Annotated in this window: 18 protein-coding genes; 10 read left to right on the top strand and 8 right to left on the bottom strand. The window is 64.1% G+C overall.

The genetic code is table 11. The annotated features are described in order from the left end of the window. Window positions 1-144: 144 nt before the first annotated feature. Entirely contained in the window at window positions 145-471 is a 327-nt protein-coding gene (locus P7C00_RS00680; protein ID WP_346634683.1) for a DUF883 family protein, read from the top strand. On the opposite strand, the gene P7C00_RS00675 is transcribed toward P7C00_RS00680, so the two are convergent. After that, window positions 468-1,361, bottom strand: coding sequence for a LysR family transcriptional regulator (locus P7C00_RS00675; RefSeq protein ID WP_404937981.1), 894 nt, complete (start codon window positions 1,359-1,361; stop codon window positions 468-470). The genes P7C00_RS00680 and P7C00_RS00675 overlap by 4 nt on opposite strands. A gap of 130 nt (window positions 1,362-1,491) precedes the next feature. Between P7C00_RS00675 and trpB the strand changes: the two genes are divergently transcribed. Together trpB and trpA are read left to right on the top strand one after the other, a co-directional pair. Then, window positions 1,492-2,712, top strand: a complete 1,221-nt coding sequence (trpB, locus tag P7C00_RS00670) for a tryptophan synthase subunit beta (RefSeq protein ID WP_346634685.1) — start codon at window positions 1,492-1,494, stop codon at window positions 2,710-2,712. Continuing rightward, window positions 2,712-3,524, top strand: a complete 813-nt coding sequence (gene trpA, locus P7C00_RS00665) for a tryptophan synthase subunit alpha (protein ID WP_404937980.1) — start codon at window positions 2,712-2,714, stop codon at window positions 3,522-3,524. Before trpB ends, trpA begins: the two co-directional genes overlap by 1 nt. An 86-nt stretch (window positions 3,525-3,610) precedes the next feature. On the opposite strand, the gene P7C00_RS00660 is transcribed toward trpA, so the two are convergent. Next, a complete protein-coding gene (locus P7C00_RS00660; RefSeq protein ID WP_402894600.1) occupies window positions 3,611-3,937 on the bottom strand; it encodes a DOPA 4,5-dioxygenase family protein in 327 nt (108 codons plus the stop codon). Window positions 3,938-4,042: 105 nt separating this feature from the next. Further along, window positions 4,043-5,041: a LysR family transcriptional regulator gene (locus P7C00_RS00655; protein WP_404937979.1), complete on the bottom strand. Its 999-nt coding sequence runs from the start codon at window positions 5,039-5,041 to the stop codon at window positions 4,043-4,045. A gap of 231 nt (window positions 5,042-5,272) precedes the next feature. On the opposite strand from P7C00_RS00655, the gene ubiA reads away from it, so the two are divergent. Next, the gene (gene ubiA / locus P7C00_RS00650) at window positions 5,273-6,181 is read left to right on the top strand and encodes a 4-hydroxybenzoate octaprenyltransferase (RefSeq protein ID WP_404937978.1); all 909 of its coding nucleotides are present in this window, start codon (window positions 5,273-5,275) and stop codon (window positions 6,179-6,181) included. Between the two features lie 53 nt (window positions 6,182-6,234). Then, window positions 6,235-6,696 (top strand): DoxX family protein, encoded by a 462-nt coding sequence (locus tag P7C00_RS00645; protein WP_404937977.1) that lies wholly within the window; start codon window positions 6,235-6,237, stop codon window positions 6,694-6,696. Here P7C00_RS00645 and P7C00_RS00640 read toward each other — a convergent pair. Further along, on the bottom strand, window positions 6,662-7,612 hold the full coding sequence (locus P7C00_RS00640; protein ID WP_404937976.1) for a choline sulfate utilization transcriptional regulator: 951 nt from the start codon (window positions 7,610-7,612) through the stop codon (window positions 6,662-6,664). The genes P7C00_RS00645 and P7C00_RS00640 overlap by 35 nt on opposite strands. A 114-nt stretch (window positions 7,613-7,726) precedes the next feature. Between P7C00_RS00640 and betC the strand changes: the two genes are divergently transcribed. From betC to P7C00_RS00625, 3 genes are all read left to right on the top strand, one after another. Then, a complete protein-coding gene (gene betC / locus P7C00_RS00635) occupies window positions 7,727-9,241 on the top strand; it encodes a choline-sulfatase (RefSeq protein WP_404937975.1) in 1,515 nt (504 codons plus the stop codon). 15 nt (window positions 9,242-9,256) lie between these two features. Next, window positions 9,257-10,174 carry a choline ABC transporter substrate-binding protein gene (choX, locus tag P7C00_RS00630; RefSeq protein ID WP_404937974.1) on the top strand — a complete coding sequence of 306 codons (918 nt, stop codon included), beginning with the start codon at window positions 9,257-9,259 and terminating at the stop codon, window positions 10,172-10,174. 127 nt (window positions 10,175-10,301) lie between these two features. Continuing rightward, window positions 10,302-11,870: a SulP family inorganic anion transporter gene (locus P7C00_RS00625; RefSeq protein ID WP_346634691.1), complete on the top strand. Its 1,569-nt coding sequence runs from the start codon at window positions 10,302-10,304 to the stop codon at window positions 11,868-11,870. Window positions 11,871-11,987: 117 nt separating this feature from the next. Here the strand turns inward: P7C00_RS00625 and aroE are convergent, their stop codons facing one another. Further along, the gene (aroE, locus tag P7C00_RS00620) at window positions 11,988-12,809 is read right to left on the bottom strand and encodes a shikimate dehydrogenase (RefSeq protein WP_404937973.1); all 822 of its coding nucleotides are present in this window, start codon (window positions 12,807-12,809) and stop codon (window positions 11,988-11,990) included. 95 nt (window positions 12,810-12,904) lie between these two features. After that, on the bottom strand, window positions 12,905-13,822 hold the full coding sequence (gene hemF / locus P7C00_RS00615; protein WP_346634693.1) for an oxygen-dependent coproporphyrinogen oxidase: 918 nt from the start codon (window positions 13,820-13,822) through the stop codon (window positions 12,905-12,907). A 168-nt stretch (window positions 13,823-13,990) separates the two neighbouring features. On the opposite strand from hemF, the gene P7C00_RS00610 reads away from it, so the two are divergent. Beyond that, window positions 13,991-14,968, top strand: a complete 978-nt coding sequence (locus P7C00_RS00610) for an NADPH:quinone reductase (RefSeq protein ID WP_346634694.1) — start codon at window positions 13,991-13,993, stop codon at window positions 14,966-14,968. A gap of 64 nt (window positions 14,969-15,032) precedes the next feature. On the opposite strand, the gene P7C00_RS00605 is transcribed toward P7C00_RS00610, so the two are convergent. Continuing rightward, complete coding sequence (locus tag P7C00_RS00605) at window positions 15,033-15,590, bottom strand: L-threonylcarbamoyladenylate synthase (RefSeq protein ID WP_346634695.1); 558 nt, start codon at window positions 15,588-15,590, stop codon at window positions 15,033-15,035. Window positions 15,591-15,644: 54 nt separating this feature from the next. Further along, window positions 15,645-16,751, bottom strand: a complete 1,107-nt coding sequence (dprA, locus tag P7C00_RS00600) for a DNA-processing protein DprA (protein ID WP_346634696.1) — start codon at window positions 16,749-16,751, stop codon at window positions 15,645-15,647. Between the two features lie 399 nt (window positions 16,752-17,150). On the opposite strand from dprA, the gene def reads away from it, so the two are divergent. Continuing rightward, window positions 17,151-17,657, top strand: coding sequence for a peptide deformylase (gene def, locus P7C00_RS00595; RefSeq protein WP_102862442.1), 507 nt, complete (start codon window positions 17,151-17,153; stop codon window positions 17,655-17,657). Window positions 17,658-17,693: the final 36 nt, after the last annotated feature.

The raw sequence follows: 17,693 nt of genomic DNA, 5'->3' as shown, positions 1-17,693 counted from the left end.
TAGCTGTGAAATACAGCCTAGCAGTGATTTTTCTTATTACTTGGGGCGCCAATGCCAAGGGGTAAGTTCAGATTTTCTGCACTTTCCCAACAGGCCGCAGTCGGAACCTACACAGCCTATTCATCACCCCGCAGGAGAGCCGACATGGCCAACACCTCGTTACGCAAAGCCTCACTGGAAAGTATGGAAGCCGAGATCGAAAGCCTGCTCAAATCCCTGGAAAGCCTCAAGGACGATGCGACTGACGAATCGCGCAAAACCCTCAAGGCCCTCAAGGGCAACGCCGAGAGCGCGCTGAAGCACTCGCGCAGCCTGCTCAGCGATGCCTATGAAGAAGTCAAAGTCAAAACCCGTGAAACCGGGATCGCCACCCGCGACTACGCCCAGGAACATCCCTGGACCACCGCAGGTGTGGCCGTCGGCGCCATTGGCCTGTTGGCTGCCTACCTGCTGTGCAAGCGCGGCAACTAAAGCGCCTGGCGCAGTTCGTTTTTCAACCACTGCGCCAATTGCCGGGCGCGCCCATCGGCGGCGCGCTTGGGTAACCACAGCGCCAGTTGCCCCGGGGTGTCGGAAAACCCCCACGGGGCAACCAGCCTGCCCGCCAGCAAGTCTTCAGCCACCAACGGCTCTGGAGCGATTGCCACGCCCAGCCCGGCCACGGCCGCTTCCAGCAAGTAATACAAGTGCTCGAAACCCTGCCCGTACTTCAGCCCCTCGGCGCTGATGCCGTTGTGCCGTGCCCAACTGGGCCAGGCCTGTGGGCGCGAGGTGGTGTGCAGCAACGATTCTGCCGCCAGGGCCGCCGCCGGCGCTTCGCGCAAGCGCGAATAACCGGCATAGCGCGGGCTGAGCACCGGCCCGATTCGCTCGCTGGCCAGCTCATAGACCTGCATGTCCGCCGGCCAGGGGGGCTCGGCAAACACCAGCAAGGCATCCAGGCCCGGGCGCCGGGGGTCCAGGTCTCCTTCACCGGCGGAGAGGTGCAGGCGCAGGTCTGGCAAGTCGGCGTTCAGGCGCCCCAGGCGCGGAATCAGCCAGCGCGCCAGCAGGCTGCCGGAGCAGCCGAGAACGAAGGGGGCATCGGCACTGCCCCGTGTCAGTTCGCCACAGACGTCCCGCAGACGCTCGAAGGCCTCGCTGCTGGCATCGCGCAGGCGAACCCCGGAATCTGTGAGTTTAATGCCACGGCCATCCTTGACGAAAAGGCTCAGGCCCAGGTGCTCTTCCAGCACCTTCAACTGCCGGCTGACCGCGCCGTGGGTCACGTGCAGTTGTTCGGCAGCCTGGCTGACACTGTTGAACCGGGCAGTGGCTTCGAAGGCCCGCAGGGCATTCAGGGGGGGCAGGTCGCGGCTCATGGAATAGGTGAGTTTTCCTGACAGGTTGCGGCGATCTTATCGGTTTTCAGGGTCCAGTGTCAGGGGTAGAGTGGGCTCCATTGTCCTTCCACGAATTTGTCATTCCACACACTTCCCCGGGAGCGCTCCAATGACCCAGTCCCAATTGCGTAATGGTCCTGACGACAACGGCCTGTTTGGCGCGTTCGGCGGCCGTTATGTGGCAGAAACCCTGATGCCGCTGATCCTCGACCTGGCCCGTGAATACGAAAAGGCCAAGCAAGATCCCGAATTTCTCAAGGAACTGGCCTACTTCCAGCGCGACTACGTCGGCCGCCCGAGCCCGCTGTACTTCGCCGAACGCCTGACCGAACACTGCGGCGGCGCGAAGATCTACCTCAAGCGCGAAGAGCTGAACCACACCGGCGCGCACAAGATCAACAACTGCATCGGCCAGATCCTCCTGGCCCGGCGCATGGGCAAGAAACGCATCATCGCCGAGACCGGCGCCGGCATGCACGGCGTGGCCACCGCCACCGTGGCCGCGCGTTTTGGCCTGGATTGCGTGATCTACATGGGCACCACCGACATCGAGCGCCAACAGGCCAACGTGTTCCGCATGAAGCTGCTGGGCGCCGAAGTGATCCCGGTCGTGGCCGGCACCGGCACCCTGAAAGACGCGATGAACGAAGCCCTGCGTGACTGGGTGACCAACGTCGACAGCACCTTCTACCTGATCGGCACCGTGGCCGGCCCGCACCCGTACCCGGCCATGGTCCGCGACTTCCAGGCAGTGATCGGCAAGGAAACCCGCGAGCAGATGCAAGCCCAGGAAGGCCGCCTGCCGGACAGCCTGGTGGCGTGCATCGGCGGCGGCTCCAACGCCATGGGCCTGTTCCATCCGTTCCTCGACGATAAAAGCGTGCAGATCATTGGCGTTGAAGCCGCCGGCTACGGCATCGAGACCGGCAAGCACGCCGCCAGCCTGAACGGCGGCGTACCGGGCGTGCTGCACGGTAACCGCACCTTCCTGCTGCAGGACGACGATGGCCAGATCATCGACGCCCACTCGATTTCCGCCGGCCTCGACTACCCCGGCATCGGCCCGGAACACGCCTGGTTACACGACATCGGCCGCGTCGAATACACCTCGGTGACCGACGACGAAGCCCTGGCCGCATTCCACCAGTGCTGCCGTCTGGAAGGCATCATCCCGGCCCTGGAAAGTGCCCACGCCCTGGCCGAGGTCTTCAAGCGCGCACCGACCCTGCCCAAGGATCACCTGATGGTGGTCAACCTCTCGGGCCGTGGCGACAAAGACATGCAGACCGTCATGCACCACATGCAACAGTCCCAGCAGGAGAAACACTGATGAGCCGCCTGCAAACCCGCTTTGCCGAGCTGAAACAACAGAACCGCGCCGCCCTGGTGACCTTCGTCACCGCGGGTGACCCGAACTACGACACCTCCCTGGCGATCCTCAAGGGCCTGCCCGCGGCGGGTGCCGACGTGATCGAACTGGGCATGCCCTTCACCGATCCGATGGCCGACGGCCCGGCGATCCAACTGGCCAACATCCGGGCACTGGGGGCCAAGCAAAACCTGGCGAAAACCCTGCAGATGGTCCGCGAGTTCCGCGAAGGCAACCGCGACACGCCGCTGGTGCTGATGGGCTACTTCAATCCAATCCACCACTACGGCGTGCCGCGCTTCATCGCCGACGCCAAGGCAGCCGGTGTCGATGGCCTGATCGTGGTGGACATGCCGCCGGAACATAACAGCGAGCTGTGCGATCCGGCCCAGACCGCCGGCATCGACTTCATCCGCCTGACCACCCCGACCACCGACGATGCGCGCCTGCCGAAGGTGCTCGCCGGCAGCTCCGGTTTTGTCTACTACGTCTCGGTAGCCGGGGTCACCGGTGCCGGTGCCGCCACCCTGGAGCATGTGGAAGAGGCCGTGACCCGCCTGCGGCGCCACACCGACCTGCCGATCAGCATCGGTTTCGGCATCCGCACCCCGGAGCAGGCCGCCGCCATCGCCCGTCTGGCAGACGGCGTGGTCGTGGGCTCGGCGCTGATCGACCACATCGCCAATGCCGAGTCTTCCGAGCAAGCGGTGGATGGCGTCCTGAGCCTGTGCGCAGCCCTCTCCGAAGGCGTACGTCAGGCTCGGGTCAGCTGAAGGTAAAGACCAAACCGCAAGATCAGGGGGCGCAACCAAGGTTGCGCCCCCTTTTTGCATTGTGTGCACGAGGAATCACCGGCCCCTTAGAACCCGGTCAGATCCAGCGGCCGCATGGCCCCCATCCAGATCGCATGATCGGTGTGATCCAGCAAATCGTCCCCGGTATCCGGGTGCAGGAACACCACCAGCCCCTGGCGATTGAGGGCCAGCCACGGCACTACCTGGGCAAACACCTCGGGGGCGAACGCCAACTGGCAACTCCAGTCTGGATGGGGCCCCACCGGCCGCTCGTGGACCCGGCCCATTTTCAGGTCAAACAGCTGCGCGGCCTGCTCGCACAAGGCCCGCGCCTGGTCGATGGTGCTGGCGTCAAAGTAGACGTGGGCGTGATAGCCCTTGATCCGTTGCATGCAAACCCTCGCGATAAAAGACCAACCTTCAAGGCTCGTCACAGAGGCTGAGCCCCCTCTGTGGAAAAAACACCGGCCCCATGAAAACACCGAAAGCCGAGCAGCTCAAAGCGGTTGCGCCAACGCTCCTGCCACCTCCAGCAACTGCTGGCGCAACCAGAGATGGGCCGGGTCCGCAGTGTTGCGCCCATGCCAGATCGCCAACAGCGACGACGGCTCAACCTCCAGCGGCAGCGCCCGCTGACACAGCTCAAAGCGCTGCTCGAAGGCCCGGGCCAGTGGCCCCGGCACAATCGCCACCAACCGAGACTGTTCCAGCAACTGCGGCAACACCAGGGCATGGGGCAGGGTGACCTTGTATTGGGGGCTGCGGCCAATCGCCGACAGCGCCTGCTCCAGGCGCTGGCGATCGAACATCTCCGACTGCCGGGCAATACCGCGCTCAAGAATGTAGCCGTTGACCGCACCTTCCTCCTGCCCGCCTACCGACAGTGTGATCAACGGCTGATCCGCCAGGGCTTCAAGGGTCAACACGGGCAGGTCGAGCAAAGGATGATCGGGACACATCAGCAACACATCCTGCTGCTGCCAGAGACAGGCGCTGTGCACCCGTTGCGGCAGCTCGGCAAACACCCCGACCGCCAGGTCAATACGCCCGACGTCGATCTGCTCGGCCAGATCCAGACGGGTCGCAGGGCGCACCACCAGGTCCACCCCCGGTGCCTCTTGGGCCAGGCGCCGCAACAGCGGAGCCAGCAGCACCGAACTCAGATAGTCATTGGCTGCAAGGGTGAAGGTACGCGTTGCGCTGGCGGGGTCGAAAGCCTCCACGCCCACCGTGCGCTGAATGGTCAGCAGCGCTTCGCGCAGCGGGCCGGCAATCGCCTCGGCACGGGCCGACGGCTGCATGCCCTTGGCCGTGCGGATAAACAACTCGTCCTGCAGGGACTCACGCAACCGGGTCAAGGCATGGCTGACCGCCGACTGGCTCAGATGCAGGCGCTTGCTGGCCAGCAGGATGCTGCGGTCCTCATAGACGGCATCGAAAACCCGTAGCAGGTTGAGGTCGATACGCGGGACGCGGGGCACTTCATCACGGAGCATATTGCATATCCTGCAGGAGGCTATTGCGGATTGTTCCCTTGCCCCAAGGGGCGGGCGCGGGCAACTTTAGCGCATCCGACAAGCGAGCAGATGGCACTGAAAATCAAACAGTGCGATCACGGCTACGGCTTGCCCGAAGTTCAGTGAACGCAAATGACCTGAGTGTTTTTTGAACAGCAAAACCTCGTCGTCAGTTGCGATCAAGACAGCGCTCACGCTCAGGGAACGAAGATGCCCGCAAGCCCCGACCTCAATGACATTCGCGCCCATGATTGGGTCTCGACCCGGCTGCCCCGATCCTGGCAGGCCTACGCCCGCCTGATGCGCCTGGACCGGCCCATCGGCACCTGGCTGACCCTGCTGCCGACCCTGGCCGCATTGATACTCTGCGCCGGGCGTATTGCGCAGGTCGGCACCGTGCTGGTGTTCGCCCTCGGCGCCCTGCTGATGCGCAGTGCCGGCTGCTGCATCAACGACATCCTCGACCGACGCTTCGACGCCCAGGTCAACCGTACCCGCCAGCGGCCCCTGGCCAACGGTTCACTGAGCCTGAATCAGGCCCTGGCTTGCCTGGTCGTACTCTTGCTGCTGGCGGCCACATTGCTGCCATTGCTGCAACCACTGACGGTGCTGCTGGCCCTGGGCTGCGTGCCGCTGACCCTGATCTACCCGCTGTTCAAACGCTTCACCCACTGGCCCCAGGCGTTTCTCGGCGCGGTGTTCAACTGGGGCGTGCTCATGGCCAGTGTGGAAACCACCGGCAGCCTGCAACCCAGCGCGCTGGCGCTGTGGCTGGGCTGTCTGTTCTGGCAGTTGGGCTACGACACGCTCTATGCCTACAGCGATCGTGATGACGACTTGAAAATGGGCCTGCGCTCCACCGCGACGCTGTTCGCCGGACGGGGCAAGACCTGGATTGGCGGGTTCTACGTCATGACCTTGCTGTGCTGGTGCACCGCCGGACTGCTGGCCGGGGCCAACCCCGGGTTCTTCATTGTGCTGCTACCGATTTCATTGTCCCTGGCGTACCAGCTCAGCCAGTTCGACCCGGACAGCCCGGCCCCCTGCAACGAGCTGTTCCGCAGCAATGTCCATGTCGGCGTGCTGCTACTGGCCGGCGCCTCGGTGGCCATCGTTTAACCGCTGAACACTCAGCAATCCGCAACACTCCCAACCACACAAGGACTTGTCATATGCCTGCCCGCTCAATCGCATCACCACTCTCGGCACCGGAACAATGGGCCGCCCTGTTCCTGCGCCTGGCCCTGGGCGCCATGTACATCGCCCATGCGCTGTTCAAAGTCCTGGTCCTGGGTTGGCCGGGCACCCTCAAGCTGTTCAGCGCCACCGGCATGCCCGAGTGGATGACCTACCCGGCGGTGTGCACCGAGCTGGTGGGGGGCTTGTTGCTGATACTCGGGGTCGGCGTGCGCTGGATCGCTCTGGGTCTGCTGCCGATGCTGCTGGGGGCCATTGTCTTCGTCCACGGCGCCCATGGCTGGATCTACACCAGCCCGGGCGGCGGCTGGGAATACCTGGCCTTCCTGGCGGTGGTGTCGGTGTCGCTGGTGTGCCTGGGCAACGGCGCACTGTCCCTGTTGAGCCTGTTCAAGGCGCCGCCTACAAGGCAATGGACGGCAACGACAGCCCCTTGAGGGATTGGGCGCTGCCGACCTGCTCGCTCATCAGCCAGTCGACGAAACGCTGGATCAACGGGCCACGGCGCTTACGCTGGGGCAGCACCACGTAGTAGCCATAGCGGGAGATCAGGGTCTCGGCGATGGGCCGGCACAGCAGGCCCTGCTCCAGCAGGTTGTCCACCAGATGACGCCAGCCGATGGCCACGCCCTGGCCGCCGATGGCCGCCTGTATCAGCAAGGTGTAGTTGTCGAAACGCAATTGCCCGGGGGCCGGGGCGCTGGCCAGGCCCAGCTCGCGAAACACCCCGCTCCAGTCGAACCAGTGGCTGCTGTTCTCGCCCCGCAGGTGCAGCAGTGGCAACTCCGGCAGGGAATGCACAGACAAGGGCGCGGCGCGGTCCTTGAGCAGCAACGGGCTGCACACCGGAAACACTTCTTCGCTGAACAGCCAGCGACTTTCGCCGTGCTTGAAACGCCCATCGCCGAACAGCACCGCCACGTCGATATCGCTGCGCAGCATGCTGTGACTGCGTTCACTGGTCACCAGGCTGACGTCCACCTGGGGGTTGGCCTGATGAAAGCGATGCAGGCGCGGCATCAGCCAATAGGCGGCAAAGGCGAAGTCCGTGGCCACCTGCAGCACCTCGTGCTGATGCTGCTGGCTGAGGGCACTGAGGCCGGCATCGATGCTCTGCAAACCAAGCTGCACCTGTTCCAGTAACAAGGCGCCGGACTCGGTCAGTTCGATACCGCGGTAGATCCGGTCGAACAGGCGCACGTTCAACCGCTCCTCCAACCGTTTGATCTGCTGGCTGATGGCCGGCTGGGTCGTACCCAGTTCCACCGCTGCAGCGGTGAAGCTGCGCAAACGGGCCGCTGCTTCAAACACCCGGAGCAGGTCCAGGGACAGGTCACCAAGGGCTTCATACATAAGCTGTGCTTATCCTAGTCATTGCCGTGCATGGGCTTTACCGCCAAAGACATGGAATCCATGCTCGATTGCAGCACTTTCGCATAACCATCGACTATGGAATGCCGCGAATCCATGAAGCGCAAGAACATTCTTTTCATCATGGCCGACCAGATGGCCGCGCCCTTGCTGCCGTTCTACGGTTCATCGCCGATCAAGCTGCCGCACCTCAGCCGCCTGGCCGCCCAGGGCGTGGTGTTCGATGCCGCCTACTGCAACAGCCCGCTGTGCGCACCGTCGCGCTTTACCCTGGTCAGCGGGCAGTTGCCGAGCAGGATCGGCGCCTATGACAACGCCGCGGACTTTCCCGCCGACGTGCCCACCTACGCCCACTACCTGCGGCGCCTGGGCTACCGCACCGCGCTGTCGGGCAAGATGCACTTCTGCGGCCCGGATCAGTTGCACGGTTATGAAGAGCGCCTGACCACCGATATCTACCCCGCCGACTACGGCTGGGCAGTGAACTGGGATGAGCCCCAAGTGCGTCCCAGCTGGTACCACAACATGTCCTCGGTGCTGCAGGCCGGGCCCTGCGTGCGCACCAACCAGCTGGATTTCGATGAAGAGGTGGTGTTCAAGGCCCAGCAGTACCTGTTCGACCATGTCCGCGAGGACGGCGACCAGCCGTTCTGCCTGACGGTGTCCATGACCCACCCCCACGATCCCTACACCATTCCCAAGGCCTTCTGGGATCTGTACCGCGACGACGAAATCCCACTGCCCCAGACCCCACCGCAAAGCGAACTGGACCCACATTCCCAGCGCCTGCTCAAGGTCTACGACCTGTGGGGCAAGCCTCTGCCTGTGGATAAGATCCGCGATGCGCGACGGGCCTACTTCGGCGCCTGCAGCTACATCGACAGCAACGTCGGCAAACTGCTGCAGACCCTGGAAGACACCGGGCTGGCGGACGACACCCTGATCGTGTTTTCCGGCGACCACGGTGACATGCTCGGAGAGCGTGGCCTCTGGTACAAAATGCACTGGTTCGAAATGGCCGCTCGGGTGCCGCTGTTGATCTGCGCACCGGGGCAGTTCGCCGCCGGGCGAGTCAGCGCGGCCGTCTCCACCGCCGACCTGCTGCCGACCCTGGTGGAACTGGCCGGCGGCCGCGTAGAGGCGGACCTGCCCCTGGACGGCCGCTCCCTGGTCCCCCATCTGCTGGGGCAGGGCGGCCACGATGAGGTGTTCGGCGAATACATGGCCGAAGGCACCATCAGCCCGCTGATGATGATTCGTCGGGGCGCCTACAAATTCATCTACAGCGAAGACGACCCCTGCCTACTCTTCGATGTAGCCAACGACCCGCAGGAGCACCGCGACCTCAGCCAGTCGGCCGAGCATCGAGCACTGTTCGACGCTTTCCTCGCCGAAGCCCGGACCAAGTGGAACATCCCCACCCTTCACCAACAGGTCCTGGCCAGCCAGCGCCGGCGCCGCCTGGTGGCCGACGCCCTGGGCCGGGGCACGCGCAAGAGCTGGGATCACCAGCCGCTGGTAGATGCCAGTGCGCAATACATGCGCAACCACATCGACCTCGACGATCTGGAGCGCAAGGCTCGTTATCCACAACCCTGCCAAAACCAATAATCCAAGGGGAAGAGCATGCAAAAGTTATCCACAGCGCTGGCAGTCGGGTTCCTGGCTCTGGGCAGCACAACCGTCTGGGCCGACTCGTGCGCAACCGTGAAGATGGCCGATCCGGGCTGGAGCGACATCGCCGCCACCAACGCCATCGCCAGCTTTCTGCTAGACGGCATGGGCTACAAAGCCAAGATCGACACCCTGGCGGTGCCGATCACCTACGGCGGCCTCAAGGACGGCCAGGTGGATGTGTTCCTGGGCAACTGGATGCCGGCGCAGCAGGGCTTCTACGACAAGTTCGTGGCCAATGGCGAGGTGATCCAGCTGGCGAAGAACCTGGAAGGCACCGAGTTCACCCTGGCGGTTCCGGACTACGTGTGGGACGCCGGGGTGCATGACTTTGCCGACCTGAGCAAGTTCGCCGACAAGTTTGACAAGAAGATCTACGGCATCGGCTCCGGTGCTCCGGCCAACCTGTCGCTGCAGGAGATCATCAAGCACAACGAGTTCAGCCTCGGCCAGTGGAAGCTGATCGAATCCAGCGAGCAGGCGATGCTCGCCGAAGTGTCCCGGGCCACGAAAAAACAGCGCTTCGTGACCTTCCTCGGCTGGACCCCGCACCCGATGAACGTGCAGCTGAAAATGCATTACCTGACCGGGGGCGAGAAGTACTTCGGCGCCAGCGGCAGCGTCTACACCCTGACCCGCAAGGGTTATGCACAGGCCTGCCCGAACGTCGGCAAGCTCCTGACCAATCTGCGGTTCACCCAGGACATGGAGAACGCCATCATGGCCGAGGTGGTGAACAAGAAGGTCAGCAACGCCGACGCCGCCAAGGCCTGGATCAAGGCCAATCCGGCGGTGCTGGAGCAATGGCTGGAAGGGGTCCGGACCATCGATGACAAAGAGGCCCTGGCGGCGGTGAAGGGCAAGTTGTAGCCCGAGGTGCACCGGCCATTCGCCGGCAAGCCGGCTCCTACGGGATGAGGGGCCGGCCTCGCCACATGCCCAAGGCCGGACAATGCTTTACCCTGGCCCCCCTGAATCTAACCACCCGCGAGTAACCATGGCCTGGCCCAACCGCCATTCACTCCTGCCTTTTCTGAGCTGGCTGCCACGGCAGACCCGGGCCAGCGTGGGCCGGGATCTGCTGGTGGGCCTGAGCGGCGCGATTCTCGCCCTGCCGCAATCCATCGCCTATGCGCTGATCGCCGGCCTGCCGCCGGAGTACGGGCTGTACGCGGCCATAGTCCCGGTGCTGATCGCCTGCCTCTGGGGCTCGTCCTGGCACCTGATCTGCGGGCCCACGGCAGCGATCTCCATTGTTCTGTATGCCAGCGTCAGCCCTCTGGCGGTGCCGGCATCCGAGGACTACATCACCCTGATCCTGCTGCTGACCCTGCTGGCGGGGATCTTCCAGTGGCTGTTGGGGCTGCTGCGCTTCGGCGCCCTGGTGAACTTCGTTTCGCATTCGGTGGTGCTGGGCTTCACCCTCGGCGCAGCGGCGGTGATCGCCCTGGGGCAATTGCCCAACCTCCTGGGCCTGGACCTGCCGAACCAGGCCACCGCCCTCAATAGCCTGACCTCGCTGCTGGAACACCTGGACGCTGTGGACAAGCCTTCGCTGTTGCTGGGGCTGGGCACGCTGATCGTCGGCCTCGGCCTGAAGCTGCTGGCGCCACGCTGGCCAAGCCTGTTGCTCAGCCTGGTCCTCAGTGCACTGGTGGTCTGGCTGCTGCCGGGGGTGTTCGGCCACGTCAAGCTGGTCAGCGCCTTCGTGGGCCGGCTACCGCCCTTGAGCCCGTTGCCACTGGACCTGGAACTGATCCTGCGGCTGCTGCCCAGTGCCGTGGCGGTGGGGATGCTGGGGCTGGTGACCAGCCTGTCGATTGCCCGCTCACTGTCGGCACGTTCGGAACAACTGCTGGACGCCAACCAGGAAGTCCGCGCCCAGGGCCTGTCGAACATGCTGGGGGCGTTTTTCTCCGGCTACCTGTCCTCCGGCTCCTTCACCCGCTCGGGCTTGAGTTATGAAGCCGGTGCCCGCTCGCCCCTGGCCGGGGTGTTCTCGGCGCTGTGGGTGGCGCTGTTCGCGGTGGCCGGCGCCGGGCTGATCGCCCATATCCCGATTCCGGCCATGGCCGGGAGCATCCTGCTGATCTGCTGGGGCCTGGTGGATCATCGGGGCATTCGCGCGCTGTTCCGGGTCAGCCGCGCCGAATTCGTGGTAATGAGCCTGACCTGCATCGCCACCTTGCTCCTGGAGTTGCAGACGGCGATCTATGCCGGGGTCCTGGCGTCGCTGTTCTTCTACCTCAAGCGCACCTCCCAACCCCGGGTGCAGCATTCCAGCGAGGGCGATGAAGACATCCTGCGGGTGGGCGGCTCGATCTTCTTTGGCGCCAGCCATTACCTGCAGGTGCGCATGCAACGCTGCCACGCACCGAGACTGGTGATCGACGCCCGGCAGATCAACTTCATCGACTATTCAGGGGTGGAGATGCTGCACCAAGAGGCGCGCCGGCTGAAACGCCAGGACCGCAGCCTGACCCTGCGCCGGGCGCGGCAGACGGTGAAAGAGGAACTGATCAAACTCGAAGGGCCGGAGCACTGCCCGATCCACTTCGAAGACTGAATCCGCAGGCGCCTTGCCCACAGTCGACGTAGGAGCCGGCTTGCCGGCAAAGAGGACCTTGAGCCTGGCGCCAGCCCTGAAGCCGCTTTCGCTGGCAAGCCAGTTCCTACGCGGGGGTTACTGCGCCAACTGGCGACGCAGTTCGGCCAGCACCGGGGCGCTGTCCGGGCGCACGCCACGCCATAGGTAGAAGGCTTCCGCCGCCTGTTCGGCCAGCATGCCCAAGCCATCCAGCACCAACGCCGCGCCATGTTCACTGGCCCAACGGCAGAACGGCGTCGGCTCCTTGGCGTACATCATGTCGTAGCACACCGTCTTGCCCGGTTCGATCAGGCTGCTGGCAATCGGCGGCAAGTCCCCCGACAGGCTGGCGGAAGTGGCATTGATGATCAGGTCCACCGACTCCTCCAGCCAGTCAAAGCCGCTGGCCGACACCGGCCCCAAATCGGCGAACAGTTCCGCCAGCAACTCGGCTTTTTCCACGGTGCGGTTGGCAATCACCACCGACGCTGGCCGCTGCGCCAACAGGGGCTCCAAAGCTCCACGCACGGCGCCACCGGCTCCCAGCAGAAGGATGCGCTTGCCTTTGAGGCTGACCCCGGCGTTCACCGTCAGGTCGCGTACCAGACCGGCACCGTCGGTGTTGTCCCCCAACAGGCGGCCGTCGGCCTGCTTGCTCAGGGTGTTCACCGCACCAGCCCGCTGCGCACGCTCGGTCAGGCTGTCGCACAGGCGATAGGCGTCTTCCTTGAACGGCACTGTGACGTTGGCACCACGGCCCTGGACGAAGAAACTGCGGGCAGCGCCGGCGAAGTCGTCCAGGGGCGCCAGCAGGGTGTTGTATTCCAGCTGCTGGCCGGTCTGCTGGGCGAACAGCCGATGAATCAGCGGCGACTTGCTGTGGCTGATCGGATTACCAAAGACAACGTACTGATCCATCTCTCATCCCATTTGCTCAACACACACTGCCAGGAGCCGCGTCCGCCTTGAAGGCCTCTTCGCCGGCAAGCCGGCTCCTGCACAGCGGGTGCGGTTTAGTTGCTGGCCGCCAGCCAGTCGCGGTCTTGCAGGAAGTACTCGGTCAGGCGCGCCTCTTCTGTGCCCGGCTCGGCCTTCCAGTCGTAGCCCCAGCGCACTTGCGGCGGCAGCGACATGAGGATCGATTCGGTGCGACCGCCCGATTGCAGGCCGAACAGGGTGCCACGGTCGTAGACCAGGTTGAACTCGACGTAGCGACCGCGGCGGAACTCCTGGAACTCGCGCTGCTGCTCGGTGTAGGCGGCAGCCTTGCGGCGCTGGACGATGGGCAGATAGGCCTCGATGTAGGCATCGCCGATGGCGCGCATGAAGGCGAAGCTGGTGTCGAAGTCCCATTCGTTGAGGTCGTCGAAGAACAGGCCGCCGATGCCCCGCGGTTCGTTGCGATGCTTGATGTGGAAATAGCTGTCGCACCAAGCCTTGTAGCGTGGATAGACGTCGGCACCGAACGGCGCACAGGCGCGCTCGGCAACCCGGTGCCAGTGCACGCAGTCATCGATGTTGCCGTAGTAGGGGGTCAGGTCGAACCCGCCACCGAACCACCAGACCGGCTCTTCACCTTCCTTCTCAGCGATGAAGAAACGTACGTTGGCGTGGGAAGTCGGCACATGGGGGTTGTGGGGGTGGATCACCAGGGACACGCCCAGGGCCTCGAAACCCCGGCCGGCCAGTTCCGGACGGTGGGCACTGGCCGAAGGTGGCAGGCCGCTGCCGAACACATGGGAAAAGTTGACCCCGCCCTTTTCGATCACTGCACCGTCGCCGATCACCCGGGTGCGTCCGCCACCGCCGGCAGGGCGGGTCCAGGCGTCCTCGATAAAGCGTGCGCCGCCGTCTTCGGTTTCCAGTGCAGCGCAAATGCGGTCTTGCAGGTCGAGCAGGTAGGCTTTTACGGCCTCGGTGCGGGTAGTCATGGCATCACCTTGAATCGGGCAAAGCTACGCGGCGCTAGGGATGGAGCAGGGGACGCGCGCAAATGGGCGCGTAGCATAACACCGCGTCGGGGCGCTCCGCAGTTGACGAAGGTCAAGCACAGGAGTCCGATAGAGCACTTTCACGACACGACCAAGGAGAGAGTACAGATGGCCAAACGTATCCAGTTCCGCGCCCATGGCGGCCCCGAAGTACTCGAGTATGTGGATTACCAGCCCGGCGAACCTGGACCACAGCAGGTTCGCGTCAGCAACAAGGCCATCGGCCTGAACTTCATCGACACCTATTTCCGCAGCGGCCTGTATGCCCCGCCGGCGCTGCCGTCCGGCCTGGGCGCCGAAGGCGCCGGGGTGGTGGAGGCCGTGGGCAGCGCGGTGACGCGCTTCAAGGTGGGTGATCGCGTGGCCTATGGCAGCGGCCCACTGGGCGCCTACAGCGATGTGCATGTACTGCCGGAAGCCAACCTGGTGCACCTGCCGGAGGCCATCAGCTTCGAGCAGGCGGCCGGGGTGATGCTCAAGGGCCTGACCGTGCAGTACCTGCTGCGCCAGACCTATGAACTCAAGGGTGGCGAAACCGTACTGTTCCACGCCGCAGCGGGGGGCGTCGGTTCCCTGGCCTGCCAGTGGGCCAAGGCCCTTGGGGTAAAACTGATCGGTACCGTCAGTTCACCGGAAAAGGCCGCCATCGCCAAAGCCCTCGGCGCCTGGGAAACCATCGACTACAGCCACGAAGACGTAGCCAAGCGCGTGCTGGAACTGACTGATGGCAAGAAATGCCCGGTGGTTTACGACGGTGTCGGCAAAGACACCTGGCTGACCTCCCTGGATTGCCTGGCACCGCGCGGGCTGATGGTCAGCTTCGGCAACGCCTCGGGAGCGGTGGACGGGGTGAACCTGGGGATTCTCTCGGCCAAGGGTTCGCTGTACGTGACCCGGCCGACCCTCGCCAGCTACGCCAACAATGCCGAAAACCTGCAGCTCATGGCCGACGATCTGTTCGGCATGATTGCCAGCGGCAAGCTGAAGATCGAGATTGGCCAGCGCTTCGCCCTGGCGGACGCGGCCAAGGCCCATATCGAGTTGTCGGCACGGCGTACGACCGGCTCGACCGTGTTGTTGCCTTAAACGCTTTCGCCGGCAAGCCGGCTCCTACAGATCATCGTGGGAGAGGGCTTGCCGGCGAAGCGGTTCAGGAAGGCCGCACCACCTTGCCGGTGGCCAGATCCCGAATCAGGCTCGGGTTCTTGCGCCCGCCCAGGCTGCCGGTGAGCACCAGATCCAGTTGCCCACGGAAGTACTGCTCGATACGAAGCCGCGTACGCGCCGCCGGCCGTCCCTGGGGATTGGCCGACGTGGAAATCAACGGCCCCACCAAGGCGCACAGTTCACGTACCAGCGGATGGTCGCTGACCCGCAGCGCTACCGTGTCATGGACCCCGGTCACCCACTCCGGCAGCAGGTTCTGATGGGGCACCAGCCAGGTATTGGGCCCCGGCCAGGTGCTGGCCATGCGCTCGATCCAGGTATCCGGGAAATCCTCGAAGAGGAAATCGAACTGGTGGATGTTGTCGGCGATCAGGATCAGGCCCTTGTCCACCGACCGTGACTTGATTGCCAGCAGGCGATCCACCGCCTCTTCATTCCACGGATCGCACCCCAGGCCCCAGACCGCTTCGGTTGGATAGGCAATCACCGCCCCTGCGCGAATCTCTCGTGCGGCTTGCTGCACACGCCAACTGCTGACCATTGCCGAATCTCCAGATAAAAGCTGTGCGCAGTTTACCGATCCTGCCTATAAAACCTAGCTCAGACGCGCAAACCAGCGGCCGTTTTCATTGACTGCCCGAGCCTCGATTTCAAGCTCGGTCAGCGCCGCCAACACCCGGGGCAGGGACCAGCCGCTGGCAAGCGCCAGGGCCTCGCTGCTGTGGGGGGCCGCCTGGAGCAGGGCCAGCAGCGGATGTTCACTGACCTCCACCGGCACCGCAGCGGGCGGCGGCAGGTGTTGCCAGCCTCGCAGGGTTTCCAGGATGTGCTGCACGCTTTCCACCAGCACCGCGCCGTCACGGATCAGTTGGTGACAGCCTCGGGCACCGGGGTGATGAATCGAACCGGGGATCGCGTACACCTCGCGGCCCTGCTCGGCCGCCAGACGGGCGGTGATCAGCGAGCCACTGGCGACACTGGCTTCCACCACCAGTACCCCCAGGGACAGGCCACTGATGATCCGATTGCGCCTGGGGAAGTGCTCCGGACGTGGCCCGGTGTCCAGGGGGAACTCGGAAATCACTGCGCTGCCCTGGTCGATCATCGCCCTGGCGAGGGCCCGATGCCGCTGTGGATAACAATTTTCCAGGCCCGTGCCCAACACGCCCACAGTACGCCCCCCAACGTCCAGGGCCGCCTGGTGCGCAGCGCCATCGATTCCCAGGGCCAGGCCGCTGGTGATTACGAATCCGGCGGCGGCCAGACTCCGGGAAAACGCTGCGGCCGTGTCCAGTCCCGGACGCGAAGCCCGACGGCTGCCCACCAGCGCCAGCTGCGGCCGTTGAAGAATCGACGGATCGCCGGCCACGAACAACAGCGGTGGCGCATCCTCCAGTTGCGCCAGCAGCGGGGGATAGTCGGGCTGGTCCCACATCAGCAAATGCTGGGCCTGGTTGTCTATCCAGGCCAGTGCGCGGCGGGCGCCCTCCCGGACTTCGACGCTGCGCCGGGCATCGCTACAGGCCGTCGGCAAACCCAGGGAGTGCCAGGCGCGGGCCGGAGCACTGAGGGCCTTGGAGGCTGAACCGAAGGCCTGGAGCAAACGCCCAAAGCGCATGGCCCCCAGGGCGGGCAGGCCATGCAAACGTAAACGGGCTTCCAGTTCCGCGGGGGAAATGGCAGCACTGATCGAGTGCGACATGGATCATCCTTGATCGTCATCGGTCCGGCGAAAGCCGGAACAAGCTGTGGATAAGTCTGTTGGTAACTTGTTGAGGAAAGGTGTGTTGCTGCACCGTGGGCGCGATCTATCAACCTCGGCCATGCTCTGCCCGGCAATCCGTGCAGCCAACCGCAAGCCCGCCAATCAGGCCTGACGCAGCCGCTTGCAGGTCCGACCGATGGCGGTCCAGCCCAAGAGCAGCAAGGCGAACAGACATTTCCTCAGGGGCTGAATCCCTTTATTATGTGCGTTCGCGTAAAACGCCAGAGCCTGCACGGCTCGCTCCTTTGCAGAGCACGTTTTGCATCGGCGGCCCAGGTCCAGGACCTGCCAGGACGCCGACTCCGCCCTTACTTCACACGTGTAGCAATTACGCTTATGGCCATTTTAAACATCCTCGAATTCCCCGATTCGCGCCTGCGCACTATCGCCAAACCAGTGGCCGTAGTGGACGACGAAGTGCGTCAGTTGGTCGATGACATGTTTGAAACAATGTATGAGGCCCCAGGCATTGGTCTGGCGGCGACCCAGGTCAACGTGCACAAACGCGTCGTGGTCATGGACCTGTCCGAAGATCGCAGCGAGCCCCGGGTGTTCATCAACCCCGAGTTCGAAGCCCTGACCGACGAGATGGACCAGTACCAGGAAGGCTGCCTTTCGGTACCGGGTTTCTACGAGAACGTCGACCGTCCGCAGCGGGTCAAGATCAAGGCTCTGGACCGCGACGGCCAGCCCTATGAGCTGATCGCCGAAGGTTTGCTGGCGGTGTGCATCCAGCACGAATGCGACCACCTGAACGGCAAGCTGTTCGTCGACTACCTGTCCACGCTCAAGCGTGACCGGATCAAGAAGAAGCTGGAAAAGCAGCATCGCCAGCAGGCTTGATGACCGTCTTGCAAAGGCTTGCTACGGCAAGCCTTT

The organism is Pseudomonas sp. JDS08PS003 (assembly GCF_045013505.1).
Classification (GTDB): Bacteria; Pseudomonadota; Gammaproteobacteria; order Pseudomonadales; family Pseudomonadaceae; genus Aquipseudomonas; species Aquipseudomonas protegens_B.
Note: the sequence above shows the minus strand (reverse complement) of the source record. Positions and strands in the feature narration are given on the sequence as shown.